The organism is Pseudoalteromonas sp. R3, from assembly GCF_004014715.1.
Classification (GTDB): domain Bacteria; phylum Pseudomonadota; class Gammaproteobacteria; order Enterobacterales; family Alteromonadaceae; genus Pseudoalteromonas.
Window position 1 is genome coordinate 433,746 of the sequence record NZ_CP034835.1, and the last position, 16,150, is coordinate 449,895.

The window sequence follows — 16,150 nt, forward strand, 5'->3', positions numbered from 1 at the left end:
TTAGTTGTCAAACTCTTCAATTATCGAGAATAACTCCTGATCATCGTGAGCTTGCCTGATACGTTTACAAAACACCTTGTTTTTAAGTTTATCAGCGATTGTTGCCAAGGTCTGCAAATGTTGTTGATTTTCTCCTTCCGGTACGATGAGTGCCACAAAAATGTCGACGGGTTGATTGTCGATGGCATCAAAGGCAATGCCTTGTTGATTCACGAGGAGCATAGCGACTACTTTATCGATCCCTGAAAGGCGACCGTGGGGTAATGCAATCCCTTTGCCTATTCCTGTGCTGCCAAGTTTTTCTCTACTGAGTAGGGCATCCAGGATGTCATGGGCATTGCTATCAGGCAGCTGGCTGTGAGCCAACTCGCTGATGTATTCTAAGATGCGTTTTTTGCTATTAAAAAGGACCGCAGCTTTGCTGCAGTCCTGTGAAATCAATGAGCTTAGTTTCATGATTAGTGTCGAGTTAGCTTCTCTTTGTGCTTAATCACTTGGCGATCAAGCTTATCGATAAGTCCGTCTATTGCGGCATACATATCCCGGTGCTCGGTTGAGGCGAAGATCTCCCCCCCGTTCACATGTAATGTGGCTTCTGCTTTTTGAATGAGCTTTTCGACATCTAGGATTACATGCACGTTATTGATGTGATCAAAGTGCCTTTCTAGCTTCGCAAACTTGTTTGTTACATAGTCTCTTAACGAATCGGTGATTTCTACATGTCGACCAGTTAAATTTAGTTGCATAAGCATTTTCCTTCTGTAGTTACGTCTAAATCAAGCTTTTACGCTGATTCGACGGTGGGATAGCCAAAGACTCTCGGTATTTGGCAATTGTACGTCTAGCCACTTTGATCCCTTGATCTGCCAATACATCCGCAATTTTGCTGTCACTTAATGGCTTAGCTGTGTTTTCTGCGGCAATTAGCTTTTTGATCAATGCTCTGATTGCTGTCGAAGAGCATTCTCCTCCGTTTTCAGTGCTGACATGGCTTGAGAAGAAATACTTCAACTCATAAATACCGCGTGGCGTGTGCATATACTTTTGCGTTGTTACACGTGAAATCGTGGACTCATGCATGTCGACCATTTCGGCCACATCATTGAGTACCATCGGCTTCATTGCCTCGGGGCCATGTTCAAAGAATGCCTGTTGTTGTTGCACAATGCAATTGGTAACTTTCAATAAAGTTTCATTGCGGCTTTCGAGACTTTTAATAAACCATTTTGCCTCTTGCAAGTGCGAGCGGATAAACTGGCTGTCAGTGCTCGACTTTACTGAACGGGACATTGCAGCGTAGTGATCGTTTACTCTGATCTTCGGCATAGAGTCCGGGTTTAGTTCAACAACCCAGCGACCTTTCACCTTTTTGACCGAAACATCCGGGATTACATAGTCGGCCTCTTCTTGCACTATGCTGGCGGCAGGTTTTGGATTAAGACTGTGGATCAGGGTCATGACTTCTTTAAGCTCAGCTTCTTTGAGCTTAGTCTTTTTCATCAAAGTTCGGTAGTCACGACTTGCGAGTAGATCGATATGTTCTGTCAGAATTTCTTTGGTTTGAGAGAGCCAGGGAGTGGCAGAGTCAAACTGATTGAGCTGGATACACAGACACTCTTGCAAGCTGCGCGCAGCAATACCGACGGGATCAAATAATTGAACACGTTTTAGTACTGCTTCGACTTCATCCAATTCTATCAGTTCTTCATCATTATCCTGATTCATGCTCTCAACAATGTCTTCGCAGCTGATAGTCAGCAGACCTGCATCGTCAACGGCTTCGACTATTGCCAGGGCGATGGCCCTGTCAGTTGGACTAAAGGGGGTGAGCTCTAGTTGCCACATCATGTATTCTTGCAGCGTCTCTGTGGTTTTACCCTGATAGATGGTTTCATCTTCAGGCATAGGGCCTGAGCTGCTTGCCGGGGCGGCACTGATGTACTCATCCCAGGTGACGTCCATTGCCAGATCGTCACTCACAGTGTCTTTGTTTAATGCAGCATCGCTGTCTTGTTCGTAGTCACTGACAGCCGAGTCCTCAAAGCTGTCATTATCATTGGTCGCATGTTGTTCTAACTCAGTATCCGATTTGGACTGTGTTTCATTATCGTGTGATTCAGACTCACCTTCTTCCACTTCCAACAAAGGATTGCTATCAAGCGCTTCTTGGATTTCTTGTTGGAGATCTAGCGTACTCAACTGTAACAGACGAATAGCCTGTTGCAGCTGTGGTGTCATTGTCAGTTGCTGCCCCATGCGCAGCTGTAGCGATTGCCTCATGTATCTCTAACAATCCTTTTTGTTATTTACTTCTAATCTTATAACTATAGCCTGAATTGCTCACCTAGGTAGACATCCCGCACGGTTTGATCGGCCAGAACATGCTCCGGGGTGCCTGCTGCTATCAGTTCACCATGTGACACTATATAAGCTTTCTCACAGACGTCCAGCGTTTCACGTACATTGTGGTCGGTGATCAGCACGCCTATGCCGCGGTTTTTTAAGTGTTCTATAATTTTCTTTATATCTAACACCGAAATGGGATCAACGCCAGCGAAAGGCTCATCCAATAAGATAAATTTTGGATCTGCCGCAAGGGCACGTGCAATTTCTACCCGGCGACGTTCACCACCCGACAAGGCCATGCCCTGGCTATCCCGAATATGCTGGATATTAAATTCATCTAATAACTCGTTGAGGATGACTTCCCGCTGCTCTTTATTGAGCTCCTTACGGGTTTCCAAAATGGCCATCAGATTCTGATAGACGGTCAGTTTGCGAAAAATAGAGGACTCTTGAGGCAGGTAACCAATGCCTAACCTTGCCCGGCTGTGCATAGGCAGCAAGGTAATATCTTGATCATCAATGTGAATGCTGCCTTTGTCACTGGGCACCAGGCCGACGATCATGTAAAAGGTCGTGGTTTTACCTGCACCATTAGGGCCAAGGAGGCCAACAATGCTGCCAGCTTCAACGCTCAATTCGACGTTTTTGACAACTTGTCTGCCTTTGTAGCTCTTGGCCAGTGCTGTGGCTGTTAACTTGCTCACGGATTACCCTTCTTTTGTGAATTTTTACTGCTCTCTTTTTCGGGTAAAAGAATGGTTCTTACACGATTTTTCTCTTGATCGCCCCGTTGCGCGCTGATCAGCTTTTTCTCCATATCATAGACTATGGTTTGTGCGCTGATTTTCTGACCCGCCTGACTTATTTCTGCTCCGCCTTTGATGGTCAGCATACGGTTTGCCACATCATAACGTACTTCTTTGGCGGTTGCTTTTAGTAGTGAGCCATCTGCCTGGCGCTCTTGAAACACCGCCGGGCTACCTGTAGCAACCAGCAGCTGCTTGTTTTTACCCAGCTCTTCTCTGCGATGGACCTCGAGACGATCTGCCAAAATTGTTCGGTCACCATGGATGATTTCAACATTCTCTTCAAATACGCCAATGTTGGTTTGCAATTGGGCCAGCTGAGTTCCCGAGCTGATAATGACCTGGTCGGCTACCGTATCTTCGGCATAAGCGCTTGGATGAAAAGCACTTAAGGTGCACAGAAGGAACAGGGAATAAGTTAATTTATTGCTCATAATAAATCGTTTTAGTGTGGTTGATGAGTTCAATGATTTCGGTATTGAGATCGGCCACCAGGCCTTTACCTGAAATCGTTAAGTTGGGCCCGGTAATTTCAACCGGATGTTCAGAGCGCATGTGCTTTTCATTTATATCGACCTGTACATGATCGGCGTTGATATGCTTAATCATCGCATTGTCAGTGAGGTTTGTGGCTTGTACCTTGCCCTCTAGGATCAGCGTGTTGTTGCCATACAAAGTGGCTTCATTGGCTTTTAGTTGCCAGTTTTGCTGATCATTGTGAAGTGTAAAGATGGGCGCAGTAAAGTGGCTGAAGCCGAGTTCCTGATAAAGCTCCATTCTGTCCGCGGTGATTTGGTAGCTAAGCTGGCCATTCTCGGCATAATTGGTCTGCTTAAGATCGAGCGCGACGTAGTCAGGTTTGGCCAATACTTCTTCTGATTGCGGTGCTGTTTGACCCGATTGCGTTAAATAAGGATACCACAGCCAAAGCATGGTCAGACTGAATGCAAAGAGTAATAGGACACGAAGTACGGTCATACACTGCTGCCTTCATATCCTAAGGGCTTATTCTGACACAGCAACAGCAAATCAGTCAGTTCACGCACTGCACCATAGCCGCCGGGCAACAAGGTGGTATAGTCAGCCTGGCGGAGTACCATGGGGTGTGCATCATTCACTGCAACAGACAGGCCGACCTTTAGCATCACGGGTAAATCTGGGGCATCATCGCCAATGTAAGCAACCTCATGGTCTGCAAGTTGCAACTTATCTTTCAACTCGGCGTAACCTTGCAACTTATCCTCCATCCCCTGATAGATGTATTTTACGTTGAGGCTAGTCATACGTTGCTTAACTATCTGTGAATGACGGCCAGTGATCACGGCAACTTCAACGCCACCGTTGATCAGTGCTTTGATCCCAAAGCCATCTTTAGTATTGAAGGCTTTAAGCTCCTCACCTTGATTGCCCAGATAAATACGGCCATCAGAAAATACACCATCGATATCACAGATCAGGAGTTTAATTGCCTGCGCTTTACGAACAACTGCATCGTCAATGGGCTGGTATAGGTCAGAAAACAGCATTTATAATACTCCTGCTCGCAGTAAGTCTTGCATATTTAACGCGCCGATTGGGCAGCCTTGCTCATCAATAACGATGAGACCATTGATGCGTTTTTTCTCCATGATATGTAGTGCTTCTGCTGCCAACATATCCTGTCTCACTGTTGTACAGTGCCTCGTCATCACGGACTCGATTAAAGTGTTATGCAAATCAAGCCGTTGTTCAATAATACGACGTAAGTCCCCATCTGTGAACAAGCCCCTAAGCTGACCTTTATCATCGACAATGGTTGTCATACCCAGACCTTTACCTGACATTTCAAATAAAGCGTCAGTTATAGTGCAGCCTTGGGCCACAATAGGGACCGCTTTGCCAGAGTGCATCACATCTGCGAGTGTTAGCAGCAGACGTTTTCCCAAGCTGCCACCGGGGTGAGACAGAGCAAAATCGTCTGCTGTAAAACCCCGAGCTTCCAGTAATGCCACCGCCAATGCATCTCCCATTACCAGAGTTGCAGTGGTACTAGCTGTCGGCGCTAGCCCCAGCGGGCAGGCTTCCTTTGATACTTTAATACACAGGTGAATATCTGCCAGCTTGGCCATACTTGACTCAGCGCTGCCTGTCATACTGATGATCTGTGCGCCAATGCGTTTAATCACAGGCACAATGGCCAGCACTTCATGGGTTTCCCCAGAATTAGAGATCAGTAGCACAACGTCATCTGCCGTGATCATCCCCAAATCACCATGGCTTGCTTCACCTGGGTGAACAAAAAACGCAGGTGTACCTGTGCTGGCCAGTGTTGCAGCAATTTTATTACCAATATGACCAGACTTGCCCATACCAACGACAATTATACGACCACGACACTGCAACATGAGTTCACAAGCCGCGGCAAACTGGGTGTCAATATACTGGGTAATTTCTTCAATAGCCTGCTTTTCTATCTCCAGGACTTGTTTGGCAGAGCCAATAAAATTGTGGGTGTTCATGCTGCTTCCTTAAATAATGAAGTACATATAACCGGCGAAAGCGCTCAAGAGCAAACCACCTTCAATACGATTGATCTGTCGGCGACCTTTCAGGCTCAGGCTCATCAGTACCAATGCAGCTGTTGCGGCCAGCATGACATATATGTCCCGGTTAGCAATGTTACTGTCCAATTCGGCTGGATTTAATATGCCAGCGATAGATAGGACCGCCAGGATATTGAAAATGTTCGAGCCGATAATATTACCTAACGCCAGATCGTCTTCATTTTTAAGTACGCCTGCAACACATGCAGCAAGTTCGGGCAGACTAGTGCCAATGGCAATAATTGTCAGGCCAATCAGCAAATCACTCATCCCGAAGTATTTTGCGATGTCTACAGCGGAATCAACCAGGTAGTCGGCACTGATCGGTAGTAGCACCATACCGACGACTAACCAAAATAGTGCTTTACTCATTGGTACGTCGTCAGGCACTTCATCACAGGCCTCCGAGACCAATGGGTCTTCCTGATCTCCTTTACTGTTTTTGGAAATATAAATGAGGCCACCAATGAAGGCAAAAAAGCCGCCTAGCAGCAGCCAGCCTTCTGTTGCGCTGAAATAGTTATTGCTGATTATCAGCCAGGCGGCCAGAGAGACGAGCACCAGCAATGGCATTTCTCGTTTTAGTATCCCTGAACTAACACCGAGCGGGCGCAACAACGCGGTAATCCCGAGCACCATTAGAATATTGGCAATGTTGGAGCCTACTGCATTACCAACGGCGGTGTCTGTTTTATCAGCAAGCGCCGCCTGCGCTGCTACCATCATCTCGGGCGCCGAAGAGCCCATTGCAACGATAGTCAAACCCACAATTAACGTTGGTACCCCGAGGTTTTTGGCTAAAGCCGCTGCGCCATAAACAAAACGATCAGCACTCCAAACCAGGGCAATGAATCCAAGAATGAGAATGACAAACGATAAAACCATGAAGTCTAAGCCAAGTTACTAAATTCAATGGCGCTGATAGTATCAAATAGCTTACCAAATGTATAAATAAAGTCATCGGCTTTAGGCTATGCAAATACATATAATAGTGTCAATTTCGCACAAGAATTGTGGCGAATGAATTACAAAATTTTACCATTAAGGGTTTTCCATCTCACGGCAAAACAACGTATTATTCCACAATTGAAAAAGTATGATGTGGAGAGCGACTTGACGCAGTCAATAGTTGAAGTCAGGGATTTGACCTTTTCTCGTGGTGAAAGGACAATCTACAAAAATATGAGTTTCTCCGTTCCCAAAGGGAAGATTACGGCCATCATGGGGCCCAGTGGTATCGGTAAAACCACCATGTTGCGGCTGATCGGAGGTCAGCTCAAGCCGGATAGCGGTGAGATTCTTTTCTCTGGTGACAGTATTCCTTCTATGTCCCGTCAGGCTTTGTATCAGGCTCGTAAGCGAATGAGCATGTTGTTCCAAAGTGGGGCCTTATTCACGGATATGTCAGTATTCGACAACATTGCGTTCCCGCTGCGCGAGCATACCAAACTAAGTGAAGAGCTGATCCGTCTGGTGGTGCTGATGAAGCTGCAGGCTGTAGGTCTGCGTGGCGCTCGGGATCTTATGCCCTCTGAGTTATCAGGTGGTATGGCGCGCCGTGCAGCGTTGGCAAGAGCCATCGCGCTTGACCCGGAACTGATCATGTATGACGAGCCGTTTGCAGGGCAAGACCCGATTTCAATGGGGGTCTTAGTGCGCCTGATTAAATCGCTGAATGAAGTATTGGGATTATCTTCCTTGATAGTAACGCACGATGTAACCGAGGTACTAAGTATTGCCGACCATGTAGTGATCATTGCCGAGCAAGGTGTTATTGGTAGTGGTACACCTGAGCAGATGTTGGCCCATGAATCACCTTTGGTACAACAATTCTTGCAAGGCCATTCTGATGGGCCTGTACCATTCCACTTTGATGCAGCGCCTTATGAAGATGAGCTACTTGCAGGGGGAAGCCGTTAATGGATTTTTTGCAGAAATTAGGCCATAAGACGCTGAGTCGATTTGCCTCATTAGGCCGGGCGACCAGAATGCTGATTGGGGCGCTGTGTAGTATGCCCAATATCAGAAAAGGCGGACCTTTGTTGGTACGCCAGCTCTATATGGTTGGCCATCAGTCGTTACTTATTATTATGGTTTCCGGTCTGTTTATTGGCATGGTACTGGCTTTACAAGGGTACACAGTACTGGTTGATTACGGGGCTGAAGACAGCCTGGGGCCGCTTGTCGCGCTGAGCTTATTACGAGAACTGGGGCCTGTGGTAACAGCATTACTGTTTGCAGGTCGGGCGGGCAGTGCATTGACCGCTGAAATAGGCCTGATGAAAGCGACAGAACAGCTATCCAGTCTTGAAATGATGGCAATTGATCCATTAAAACGGGTGATTTCACCGCGTTTTTGGGCAGGTTTCATCAGCATGCCGCTGCTCGCTTTGATTTTCTCCGCCATTGCGATTCTTGGCGCGCACTTAGTTGGCGTCGATTGGCTGGGTGTTGATTCAGGTAGTTTCTGGTCCATTATGCAATCTCAGGTCTCGTTTGAGCAGGATATTGTCAATGGTTTGATTAAAAGTTTTGTATTTGCGCTGATCGTGACCTGGATTGCGCTATACAAAGGATATGACTGTATCCCAACATCCGAGGGGATCAGTAAAGCCACCACAGAAACGGTGGTTCATTCTTCTCTTGCTGTTCTGGGCTTCGACTTTGTTCTGACAGCAGTGATGTTTTCAAGTTAAGGGTTTGTAGAAACATGAATACACGGAAAATTGAAATACTTGTCGGCCTGTTCGTTGCCTTGGGTGTGGCCGCCTTTGTTATGCTAGCGCTCAAAGTTGCGAATGCAGGGATCAGCGGCAATAGTGAAACCTACACACTACAGGCCAAGTTTGACAACATCGGATCACTTAAAACACGCGCACCTATCAAAGTGGGTGGGGTGGTAATTGGTCGCGTTGATGGGATCAGTATCCATCCACAAGAGTTTGTGCCTGTCGTAAGCATGAGCATTGACAGACACTATGAGTGTCAATTCTCAGATACTACGTCGGTCTCCATTCTCACCTCAGGTATATTAGGCGAGCAATACCTGGGTATTTCCCCAGTGATTGCCTCTAAATCCGCCAAGCAGAGCTGTTTAGGTGAAGAAGTGGTAAGTAACGATGAGCTCGATCTGGGTGAATTGTTTGGCGTTGAAAGCGCTGCTCTTAAAGATGGTGACATGATCACCGACACCAAGTCAGCATTAGTTCTGGAAGAACTGATCGGCCAATTCCTGTTCAATCAAAGTAGTGAGTAATGACCATGATGGCGAAAGTTTTGGGATTCATCGTAAGCGTTTTTCTTATTGTACTGGCCAGTACCGTGTCTGCCAGCGAAGTAGACATGACTAACCCTTATACTATGGTGCAACAGGTTGCAGATAATACATTTAAGCGTGTGACCAAAGATCAGGCTAAAATTGAGCAGAGCAAAGAGCATCTTCGGGTGATCGTTGAAGAGGAGCTGTTACCGTATATCGATTACAAATATGCCGCCTATCGTGTATTGGGTAGTCATATTCAGAAAGTCCGCAATATCGAAGATAAGGAAGAGAAGCGCCAGGCGATAGAACATATCCGTACTTTTATTGATGTGTTTAAGTCTTATCTTGTGGCAACGTACGCAGGTGTGTTCACTCAATATACAGATCAGAAAGTCGAGTTTGAACCAGCTCGTGATGCTGAAGATGACAAAATTGCCATTGTGAAAACTAAGATCGTTGAAGCTGGCAAGCCAGATATTAAAATCGATTTTAAAGTGCGCCGCGATAGCAATGGCCAGTGGCGTGCCTTTGACATGATGGCTGAAGGGATCAGTCTATTGGATGCCAAACAATCTGAGCTGCACGGTATATTGCGTCAGCAAGGTATTGAGCATGTAATTGAGTTACTGGACAAGAAAAGCAAGCTGCCTGTGCAGTTTCGAGGTGATGACGGCAATGCCTAATTTGCAATTTACCAAACCCGCCGCTGATACAGTGGCGGTCGTCGGGGAATTAACCCGAGATAGCCTCACAAATGAATCGCTTCTTAACCAGTTGCTAGAAAATGCGCAGTCAGTCCTGTATTTTGACCTTTCTGAGGTATCCAGGGTTGACACCGCGGGCTTAGCTTGGTTAATTCACTCTTTAGGCAAATTAAAGCAGCAAGACGTACGTCTTGAGTTAAAAAACGTACCTGATCAGCTACAAAACCTAATGGCATTAGGTCAGGTCAGCAACCTATTTGAGTGAGTCCAATGGAAACAAACCAAGTCGAAGCTTTACTACAAGAAGCGCTGGAACTTGACGAAGTCAAAGTTAAATCAGAAGGCAGCCATTACGAAGTGATCGCGGTTGGCGGTTGTTTTGAAGATCTGCGCCGGGTTAAGCGCGAACAGATGGTCTACGCCCCCCTGATGGAAGTGATCAAAGACGGAACAATCCACGCCGTTAGCATCAAAGCTTTTACGCCCACAGAGTGGCAACGCGAGCGCAAATTTATCTTACCTCAATAATCTGGAGCCACAATGGATCAGTTTGTTATCCAAGGTGGCACCACTTTAAACGGTGAAGTCACTATTTCCGGGGCTAAAAACGCAGCCCTGCCAATTCTGTTTGCGGCACTCCTTGCCGATGGAAAAAGCACATTCAGTAATGTACCAAGACTCAGGGATATAGGGACTACAGAAGCCTTACTGCGCACCTTAGGTGCTGAGGTCAATTGGCGTGGTCAGTTGCTAGAGATTGATGGTGCCAAGGTTGATAAAGTACTGGCACCTTACGAGCTGGTTAAGCAGATGCGTGCATCAGTACTGGCGCTGGGCCCCTTACTTGCTCGTTTTGGTAAAGCACAGGTATCGCTACCCGGTGGCTGCGCTATCGGCGCACGCCCTGTGGATTTGCATATTTCCGGGCTGGAGAAAATGGGCGCAACCATTCGTGTTGAAAATGGCTATATCAATGCCGATATTGCACAAGGGAAACGGTTGCATGGAGCTGAAATCTTCATGGAAACAGTCTCGGTAGGTGCAACTGAAAACCTCTTGATGGCGGCAACGCTGGCACAAGGGAAAACGGTGCTGGAAAATGCGGCGCGTGAGCCGGAAATCGTCAATCTCGCAGAGTGCCTGGTTGCCATGGGAGCCAAAATATCCGGTGCCGGGTCCAGCCGTATTGAAGTAGAAGGGGTGGAAGCCCTGCAAGGTTGTGAACACAAGATTCTCCCAGACAGAATAGAAACGGGCACCTTTTTAGTTGCCGCAGCGATGAGTGGCGGAGAGGTTTTGTGTAAAAACACAGATTATCATAGCCTTGAGCCTGTGCTAGATAAATTGCGTGATGCTAATGCGCTAGTTGAGGTGGCCGAAGACAGCATTTTTGTCAGTATGCAAGGCCGCACGCTGCAAGGGGTGAATATTAAAACAATGCCACACCCTGGCTTTCCAACCGATATGCAGGCGCAGTTTACGGCACTGAATGTAGTGGCTAATGGTAGCGCGACTATTACTGAGACGATTTTTGAAAATCGTTTTATGCATGTACCTGAGCTGCAGCGTATGGGGGCTAATATTCGTCTTGAGGGCAATACCGCTTATTGTGGAGAGACCGAATTTTTATCAGGTGCGCAGGTGATGGCAACCGACTTACGGGCATCAGCCAGCCTGATTTTAACCGGCATAGTCGCCATTGGTGAGACGGTGGTTGATCGTATTTACCATGTTGACCGGGGTTATCAGCGTATTGAGGATAAGCTCAGTAAGCTGGGCGCGAAGATCAAGCGTCGCCATAATTAACCAAATTATGAATGTTAAAAAAGCGAGCTGAGCTCGCTTTTTTATTGCTTCAACTTCTTAGCAAGTTAATAAATCGGCGTTTCCAGCTCAGCCACTTCCACCATGAAAGTCAGGTGGCGATCGCCTCGATAGACTTCAAATTCTAACTGAGTGCCCGGTGCCGTATTGCCTATCTTACGCAAAGTTTGTTGTGGATTTTTAACGGGCTCACCCGCTACTTTTGTCACTATGTCATTTTCCTTCATACCGGCCTGCCAGGCAGGACCCAAGGGGTCGAGGTCGCTAATCCTTAACCCGACAATGGTGGTGTAGACATTAGTGACTTCCTGTCCGGTGTTATCGACAGGGGTGCCTCGGAAACCCAGGTAGCCACGGATCACTCGGCCATCTTTGATAAGTTTGGCCATTACATCTTTAGCAAGAGAATAAGGCACAGCGAAGGAAATACCTTGAATATCGATATTGTATCTGGCCCTGAACTGTGCGGAAGTGATACCGACGAGATCGCCGTTTGAGTTGACTAGTGCGCCGCCAGAGTTACCCATATTTACAGCCGCATCCATTTGTAGCAGGCTATTGTATTGACTGTCGGTCAGAGTCTGCTTTCCCGTCGCACTAATAATACCCTGAGTAATGGTTTGTCCCAGATTTAGAGGATTACCAATAGCCAGTACCACATCACCAACTTGTGGGTTAAACGCATCATCAACCGGGATCACCGGAAGGTGCTCAGCTTTAATTTTCAGCAGGGCCAGGTCGGTGATAGTGTCATATCCTACCAATTGTACTTCATTGAATAAGCGCCCGTCTGGCAGCAAAACAATAATCTGATCGGCATTATTGACGACATGGTAATTGGTCAGGATATAGCCTTCTCTGCTCATGATCACACCTGAGCCGAGTTCCTGAACCGTATTTTGCCGCTTAAACCTCGGCTGGTTACTAAAGCTTTCTGAGAAAATTGACACCACAGCAGGTGCTGCGCGGTTAACGCCGGACGCAAAGCTCATATGCTGCGCTGTATAGTGGCTGTTGAGGTTGAGGCGCAGGGCATTTTGACGCAACTCGGGCGTGAGCCAGATGATAATCAATGCCAGACCTAAACCAATGAAGATTGGCGGGATAATAAGCTTGAACAATTTAAACACGGCTATTTTTTATCTAGTTATCAGTGTAGAAGGTAATAATGGCATAATTAACAGTAATCTGCATTAAGACATGCTCAGACAGAGGGTTAAACCAGTCGTAGACTAAGTTGAAAATCTTTTCTCAGAACAAATAAATAGGGCGCTTTTTCGGGCTCACTAAGATTGATGCGTATGACGGCGAGTAACTCAATGATAGCGACTGAAAAAACAATACAGCGGCGAGTGCTGCTGTATTGTTTATCGTTTAAACACAATGCTGTAAGTACTGTGGGTTACTGGATGAGGTAGAATACAGAGTCGCGACCTCGCTTAATACCCAAAACAATATTGCCCTGAATATCATCTATCAGACGTTTCATATCACGCACGGATACAACACGCTGACGGTTGACCTGCATAATCACATCACCCTCTTGAAGTCCCACTCTGGCAGCCGGAGAGCGCTCCTCAACGGACACTACCACAATCCCCTGATTACCATTGCGTTCACCACTTTCAAGTACAGCACCTTGCAGGCTGGGGTGAATGCGATCTGCCTCTGCACGTTGCTCACTCGCACCTTTCAGTTCAACATTGAGTGTGCGGGTATCACCGTCGCGATAGACTTCAATTTTTACTTTCTTCCCTTCACCAAGGGTCGCAATCTTACCGCGCAGTTCTTCGAAGCTTTCAATTTTATCGCCATTGAGCGCAACGATGACATCGTTGGCCTTAATGCCAGCTTCATCTGCCGCTGAATCTTTGACGACCTCTTGTACAAAGGCGCCTTGTTTAACGTCGAATCCCTGGGCTTTCGCCAGGCCAGCATCAAGCGTTCGACCCCGGATCCCGAGTGAGCCTCGACGTACCTGACCATACTCAATGATCTGATCAACCAGGTTCTTCATCATATTAGAAGGAATGGCAAAGCCGATACCGACATTTCCGCCCGAGGCACCCAATATGGCAGTATTGATCCCGATTAGTTCACCACGCAGGTTAACCAGTGCACCACCGGAGTTCCCCTGATTGATCGCGGCATCGGTCTGGATAAAATCTTCATACCCTTCAATATTGAGGCCACTGCGACCCAATGCGCTGACAATACCTGAGGTTACCGTGTGGCTCAGGCCAAATGGGTTACCAATGGCAACGGAAAAGTCGCCGACTCGAAGCTTGTCGGAATCAGCCAGCTTCACGGCAGTGAGATCTTCACCTTCGATTTGTAACAGAGCAATGTCCGACTCTTTGTCAGTACCGACCAGTTCTGCTTTGAATTCGCGGCCATCTTTAAGCGTTACAATAATATTGTCGGCTTCATCGATGACGTGGTTATTGGTAACGACATAGCCTTCGTCTGCATCAATGATAACGCCTGAGCCTAAGCCACTAAAAGGACGCTTTTGAGCGCGCGGGGCCGGGTTACCGAAAAAGAAATCAAATGGGTCAACGCGTCGACGTACTTCTTTTGCACCAGATACCTGAATACTGACCACCCCAGGGGTGACCTTTTCTAACATGGGAGCAAGGGTAGGCAGCTGCTGGCCATCGACGGCTACAGGCAGGCGTGCGTGGCTGGTTTCGGGTAATAAGAATAAGCTTGAAGAAAGTAGCGCTGCGGTAATTAATGATAATTTCAGTTTCATAGTCTTGGAATTCTCCTGGAAACAGCGTTAGTCCGTTGGATGATGCGCGTAAACGCATCATCCATTATTCAATTGCTATTTCTACAGACTATGGGGTCAAAAAAAAGTTCATCAAGAGGCTTTTAATTGCTCACTTTGTGACCCTTCTCCTTTGAACAGGCCGCTTTCTCCTTCTACATAGTCACTTGGTGGAGTATCATGAGTTTGTTCACTGGCGCGGCGTTTCTCGTCTCGCATGTGTAATGAGGCGTGTAACTGTTCAGTGGTTTCCTTCGAGAAAAAAGGCTCATTTTTCAGTGCTTTTTCCTGGCTAAGGAGTTGTTTCCCTTGCTCAAAGTGACGGTTGAGCAGGCTGTAGTTTTCTTCCAGCTTGGCCATTAGCTTTTTGCTGTCTGCCAGATGATCTGTTACATCCTGACGATACTGCTCTAATGCATGCTGTGCTTCCTGTGCTTTTTGTTCCAGTTCATCATGCTTGAAGCGTTTTTTAGTCAACAAGGTGCCTGCGAAAAAGGCAGCGATTGCGACTATTACAAGGATCCCGAACCAGGCGATTGTCGTCATAAAGTACTCCTGTTAATGGTGCGTGAGGTGTCGCACCGAATGCAAAAAATAATCGACTTCGATAGCTTAAATATACGCTGAGTTTCGATGCGTGTTAATATAGCGGGCAAATAAAACTGCTTTTCGACACTAAAAAAGATGATGACGCCCTGGGAAAAGTACCAACAAGACTTACAGCGTGATGATTTTCACTATGACAGCGCGCAGGAAAATGCCGTCAGGCACCTGCAAAGATTGTATGATGATCTGGCCAATCAGCAGCCGGTCAAAAAAAGCCTGTTTGGCAGCCTATTTGGTTTGAAAAAGACACAACAGCCTAAAGTCAAAGGGTTGTATTTCTGGGGGGGGGTAGGTCGTGGCAAAACCTATCTGGTAGATACTTTTTATGAAGCACTACCAACTGAACGAAAAATGCGGGTGCATTTCCACCGTTTTATGCATCGCGTGCATGATGAACTGAAAAAACTCAAAGAAGTAAAAAACCCGCTTGAAGTGGTGGCGGATATTTTTAAAGCTGAGACCGATATCATCTGTTTCGATGAGTTCTTTGTTCAGGATATTACCGACGCCATGTTGCTGGGCGGTTTGATGGAAGCCTTATTTGAGCGTGGTATTGTGCTGGTTGCAACGTCCAATATCATCCCTGATGAGTTGTATCGTAATGGTCTACAACGTGCACGCTTTTTACCCGCGATAGCTCTGGTAAATGAAAATACCGACGTGGTCAATGTGGATTCGGGGATCGACTATCGTTTACGGACCCTGGAGCAGGCCGAAATCTTTCACAGCCCCTTGGGCAAAGAAGCCGACGACAACCTGTTTGAGTACTTTGATAAGCTGTCACCTGAGCCAGGCAAACTAAATGAACCAATCGAGATTGAAGGTCGCCTGATCCAGACCCGTAAAGTGTCTGACTGTATTGTTATGTTCGACTTTAGTGCCTTGTGTGAAACCGCTCGCTCTCAGGTAGATTACATGGAGATCAGCCGCCTGTATAACACAGTGATCTTATCGGATGTAAAACAGATGGGACAAAATAATGATGACGCGGCACGGCGCTTTATTGCTCTGGTGGATGAATTTTATGAGCGTAACGTGACTTTGATCATTTCCGCAGAGGCGCCCATCACAGAACTGTATACAGACGGCACGCTGAATTTTGAGTTTAAGCGGTGTATCAGTCGCTTGCAGGAAATGCAGTCGCTGGAATACCTCGCCCGAGAGCACCTGGCATAACGCCTGAACCTTTCCGTTTCTTACATATTTCAGAGAATGGCATGTTTTTTGTGGAAAAAACAGCCATCCCC

At 46.8% G+C, this 16,150-nt stretch carries 20 protein-coding genes; 8 read left to right on the top strand and 12 right to left on the bottom strand.

The window, feature by feature from the left end; all coding sequences use genetic code 11:
- From ELR70_RS06845 to ELR70_RS06885, 9 genes are read right to left on the bottom strand one after another with little or no spacing between them, the layout of a single operon-like run.
- Positions 1–456 carry a PTS sugar transporter subunit IIA gene (locus ELR70_RS06845; RefSeq protein WP_054014280.1) on the bottom strand — a complete coding sequence of 152 codons (456 nt, stop codon included), beginning with the start codon at positions 454–456 and terminating at the stop codon, positions 1–3.
- A gap of 2 nt (positions 457–458) precedes the next feature.
- Positions 459–746 (bottom strand): ribosome hibernation promoting factor, encoded by a 288-nt coding sequence (gene hpf / locus ELR70_RS06850; RefSeq protein WP_010386630.1) that lies wholly within the window; start codon positions 744–746, stop codon positions 459–461.
- 25 nt (positions 747–771) lie between these two features.
- Positions 772–2,280, bottom strand: a complete 1,509-nt coding sequence (locus tag ELR70_RS06855) for an RNA polymerase factor sigma-54 (protein WP_054014281.1) — start codon at positions 2,278–2,280, stop codon at positions 772–774.
- 44 nt (positions 2,281–2,324) lie between these two features.
- The gene (lptB, locus tag ELR70_RS06860; protein ID WP_046005318.1) at positions 2,325–3,050 is read right to left on the bottom strand and encodes an LPS export ABC transporter ATP-binding protein; all 726 of its coding nucleotides are present in this window, start codon (positions 3,048–3,050) and stop codon (positions 2,325–2,327) included.
- Positions 3,047–3,586 (bottom strand): lipopolysaccharide transport periplasmic protein LptA, encoded by a 540-nt coding sequence (gene lptA, locus ELR70_RS06865; protein WP_054014282.1) that lies wholly within the window; start codon positions 3,584–3,586, stop codon positions 3,047–3,049. The genes lptB and lptA overlap by 4 nt, the downstream gene beginning before the upstream one ends.
- Positions 3,576–4,130 (bottom strand): LPS export ABC transporter periplasmic protein LptC, encoded by a 555-nt coding sequence (gene lptC, locus ELR70_RS06870; protein ID WP_054014283.1) that lies wholly within the window; start codon positions 4,128–4,130, stop codon positions 3,576–3,578. Before lptC ends, lptA begins: the two co-directional genes overlap by 11 nt.
- On the bottom strand, positions 4,127–4,678 hold the full coding sequence (kdsC, locus tag ELR70_RS06875; RefSeq protein ID WP_054014284.1) for a 3-deoxy-manno-octulosonate-8-phosphatase KdsC: 552 nt from the start codon (positions 4,676–4,678) through the stop codon (positions 4,127–4,129). The genes lptC and kdsC overlap by 4 nt, the downstream gene beginning before the upstream one ends.
- Entirely contained in the window at positions 4,679–5,650 is a 972-nt protein-coding gene (locus ELR70_RS06880; RefSeq protein ID WP_054014285.1) for a KpsF/GutQ family sugar-phosphate isomerase, read from the bottom strand.
- A 9-nt stretch (positions 5,651–5,659) separates the two neighbouring features.
- Positions 5,660–6,619, bottom strand: a complete 960-nt coding sequence (locus ELR70_RS06885) for a calcium/sodium antiporter (RefSeq protein ID WP_054014286.1) — start codon at positions 6,617–6,619, stop codon at positions 5,660–5,662.
- Positions 6,620–6,847: 228 nt separating this feature from the next.
- On the opposite strand from ELR70_RS06885, the gene ELR70_RS06890 reads away from it, so the two are divergent.
- From ELR70_RS06890 to murA, 7 genes are read left to right on the top strand one after another with little or no spacing between them, the layout of a single operon-like run.
- Complete coding sequence (locus tag ELR70_RS06890) at positions 6,848–7,654, top strand: ATP-binding cassette domain-containing protein (RefSeq protein ID WP_082353144.1); 807 nt, start codon at positions 6,848–6,850, stop codon at positions 7,652–7,654.
- On the top strand, positions 7,654–8,430 hold the full coding sequence (mlaE, locus tag ELR70_RS06895; protein WP_054014287.1) for a lipid asymmetry maintenance ABC transporter permease subunit MlaE: 777 nt from the start codon (positions 7,654–7,656) through the stop codon (positions 8,428–8,430). Before ELR70_RS06890 ends, mlaE begins: the two co-directional genes overlap by 1 nt.
- Before the next feature lie 14 nt (positions 8,431–8,444).
- Complete coding sequence (gene mlaD / locus ELR70_RS06900; RefSeq protein ID WP_054014288.1) at positions 8,445–8,990, top strand: outer membrane lipid asymmetry maintenance protein MlaD; 546 nt, start codon at positions 8,445–8,447, stop codon at positions 8,988–8,990.
- A 5-nt stretch (positions 8,991–8,995) separates the two neighbouring features.
- On the top strand, positions 8,996–9,679 hold the full coding sequence (locus ELR70_RS06905; RefSeq protein ID WP_082353145.1) for an ABC transporter substrate-binding protein: 684 nt from the start codon (positions 8,996–8,998) through the stop codon (positions 9,677–9,679).
- Positions 9,672–9,965, top strand: coding sequence for an STAS domain-containing protein (locus tag ELR70_RS06910; RefSeq protein WP_054014289.1), 294 nt, complete (start codon positions 9,672–9,674; stop codon positions 9,963–9,965). Before ELR70_RS06905 ends, ELR70_RS06910 begins: the two co-directional genes overlap by 8 nt.
- A 5-nt stretch (positions 9,966–9,970) precedes the next feature.
- A complete protein-coding gene (locus ELR70_RS06915; RefSeq protein ID WP_010386610.1) occupies positions 9,971–10,228 on the top strand; it encodes a BolA family protein in 258 nt (85 codons plus the stop codon).
- 12 nt (positions 10,229–10,240) lie between these two features.
- Entirely contained in the window at positions 10,241–11,506 is a 1,266-nt protein-coding gene (murA, locus tag ELR70_RS06920) for a UDP-N-acetylglucosamine 1-carboxyvinyltransferase (protein WP_054014290.1), read from the top strand.
- A gap of 65 nt (positions 11,507–11,571) precedes the next feature.
- On the opposite strand, the gene ELR70_RS06925 is transcribed toward murA, so the two are convergent.
- The 3 genes from ELR70_RS06925 to ELR70_RS06935 form a co-directional block, all read right to left on the bottom strand.
- Entirely contained in the window at positions 11,572–12,654 is a 1,083-nt protein-coding gene (locus tag ELR70_RS06925; protein WP_054014291.1) for a trypsin-like peptidase domain-containing protein, read from the bottom strand.
- A 272-nt stretch (positions 12,655–12,926) separates the two neighbouring features.
- Positions 12,927–14,279: a DegQ family serine endoprotease gene (locus ELR70_RS06930; RefSeq protein ID WP_054014292.1), complete on the bottom strand. Its 1,353-nt coding sequence runs from the start codon at positions 14,277–14,279 to the stop codon at positions 12,927–12,929.
- Between the two features lie 111 nt (positions 14,280–14,390).
- The gene (locus ELR70_RS06935) at positions 14,391–14,843 is read right to left on the bottom strand and encodes a DUF1043 family protein (RefSeq protein ID WP_054014293.1); all 453 of its coding nucleotides are present in this window, start codon (positions 14,841–14,843) and stop codon (positions 14,391–14,393) included.
- A gap of 141 nt (positions 14,844–14,984) precedes the next feature.
- Here ELR70_RS06935 and zapE point away from each other — a divergent pair, with 141 nt between their 5' ends.
- Positions 14,985–16,079: a cell division protein ZapE gene (zapE, locus tag ELR70_RS06940; protein WP_054014294.1), complete on the top strand. Its 1,095-nt coding sequence runs from the start codon at positions 14,985–14,987 to the stop codon at positions 16,077–16,079.
- The last annotated feature ends 71 nt before the right edge of the window (positions 16,080–16,150 follow it).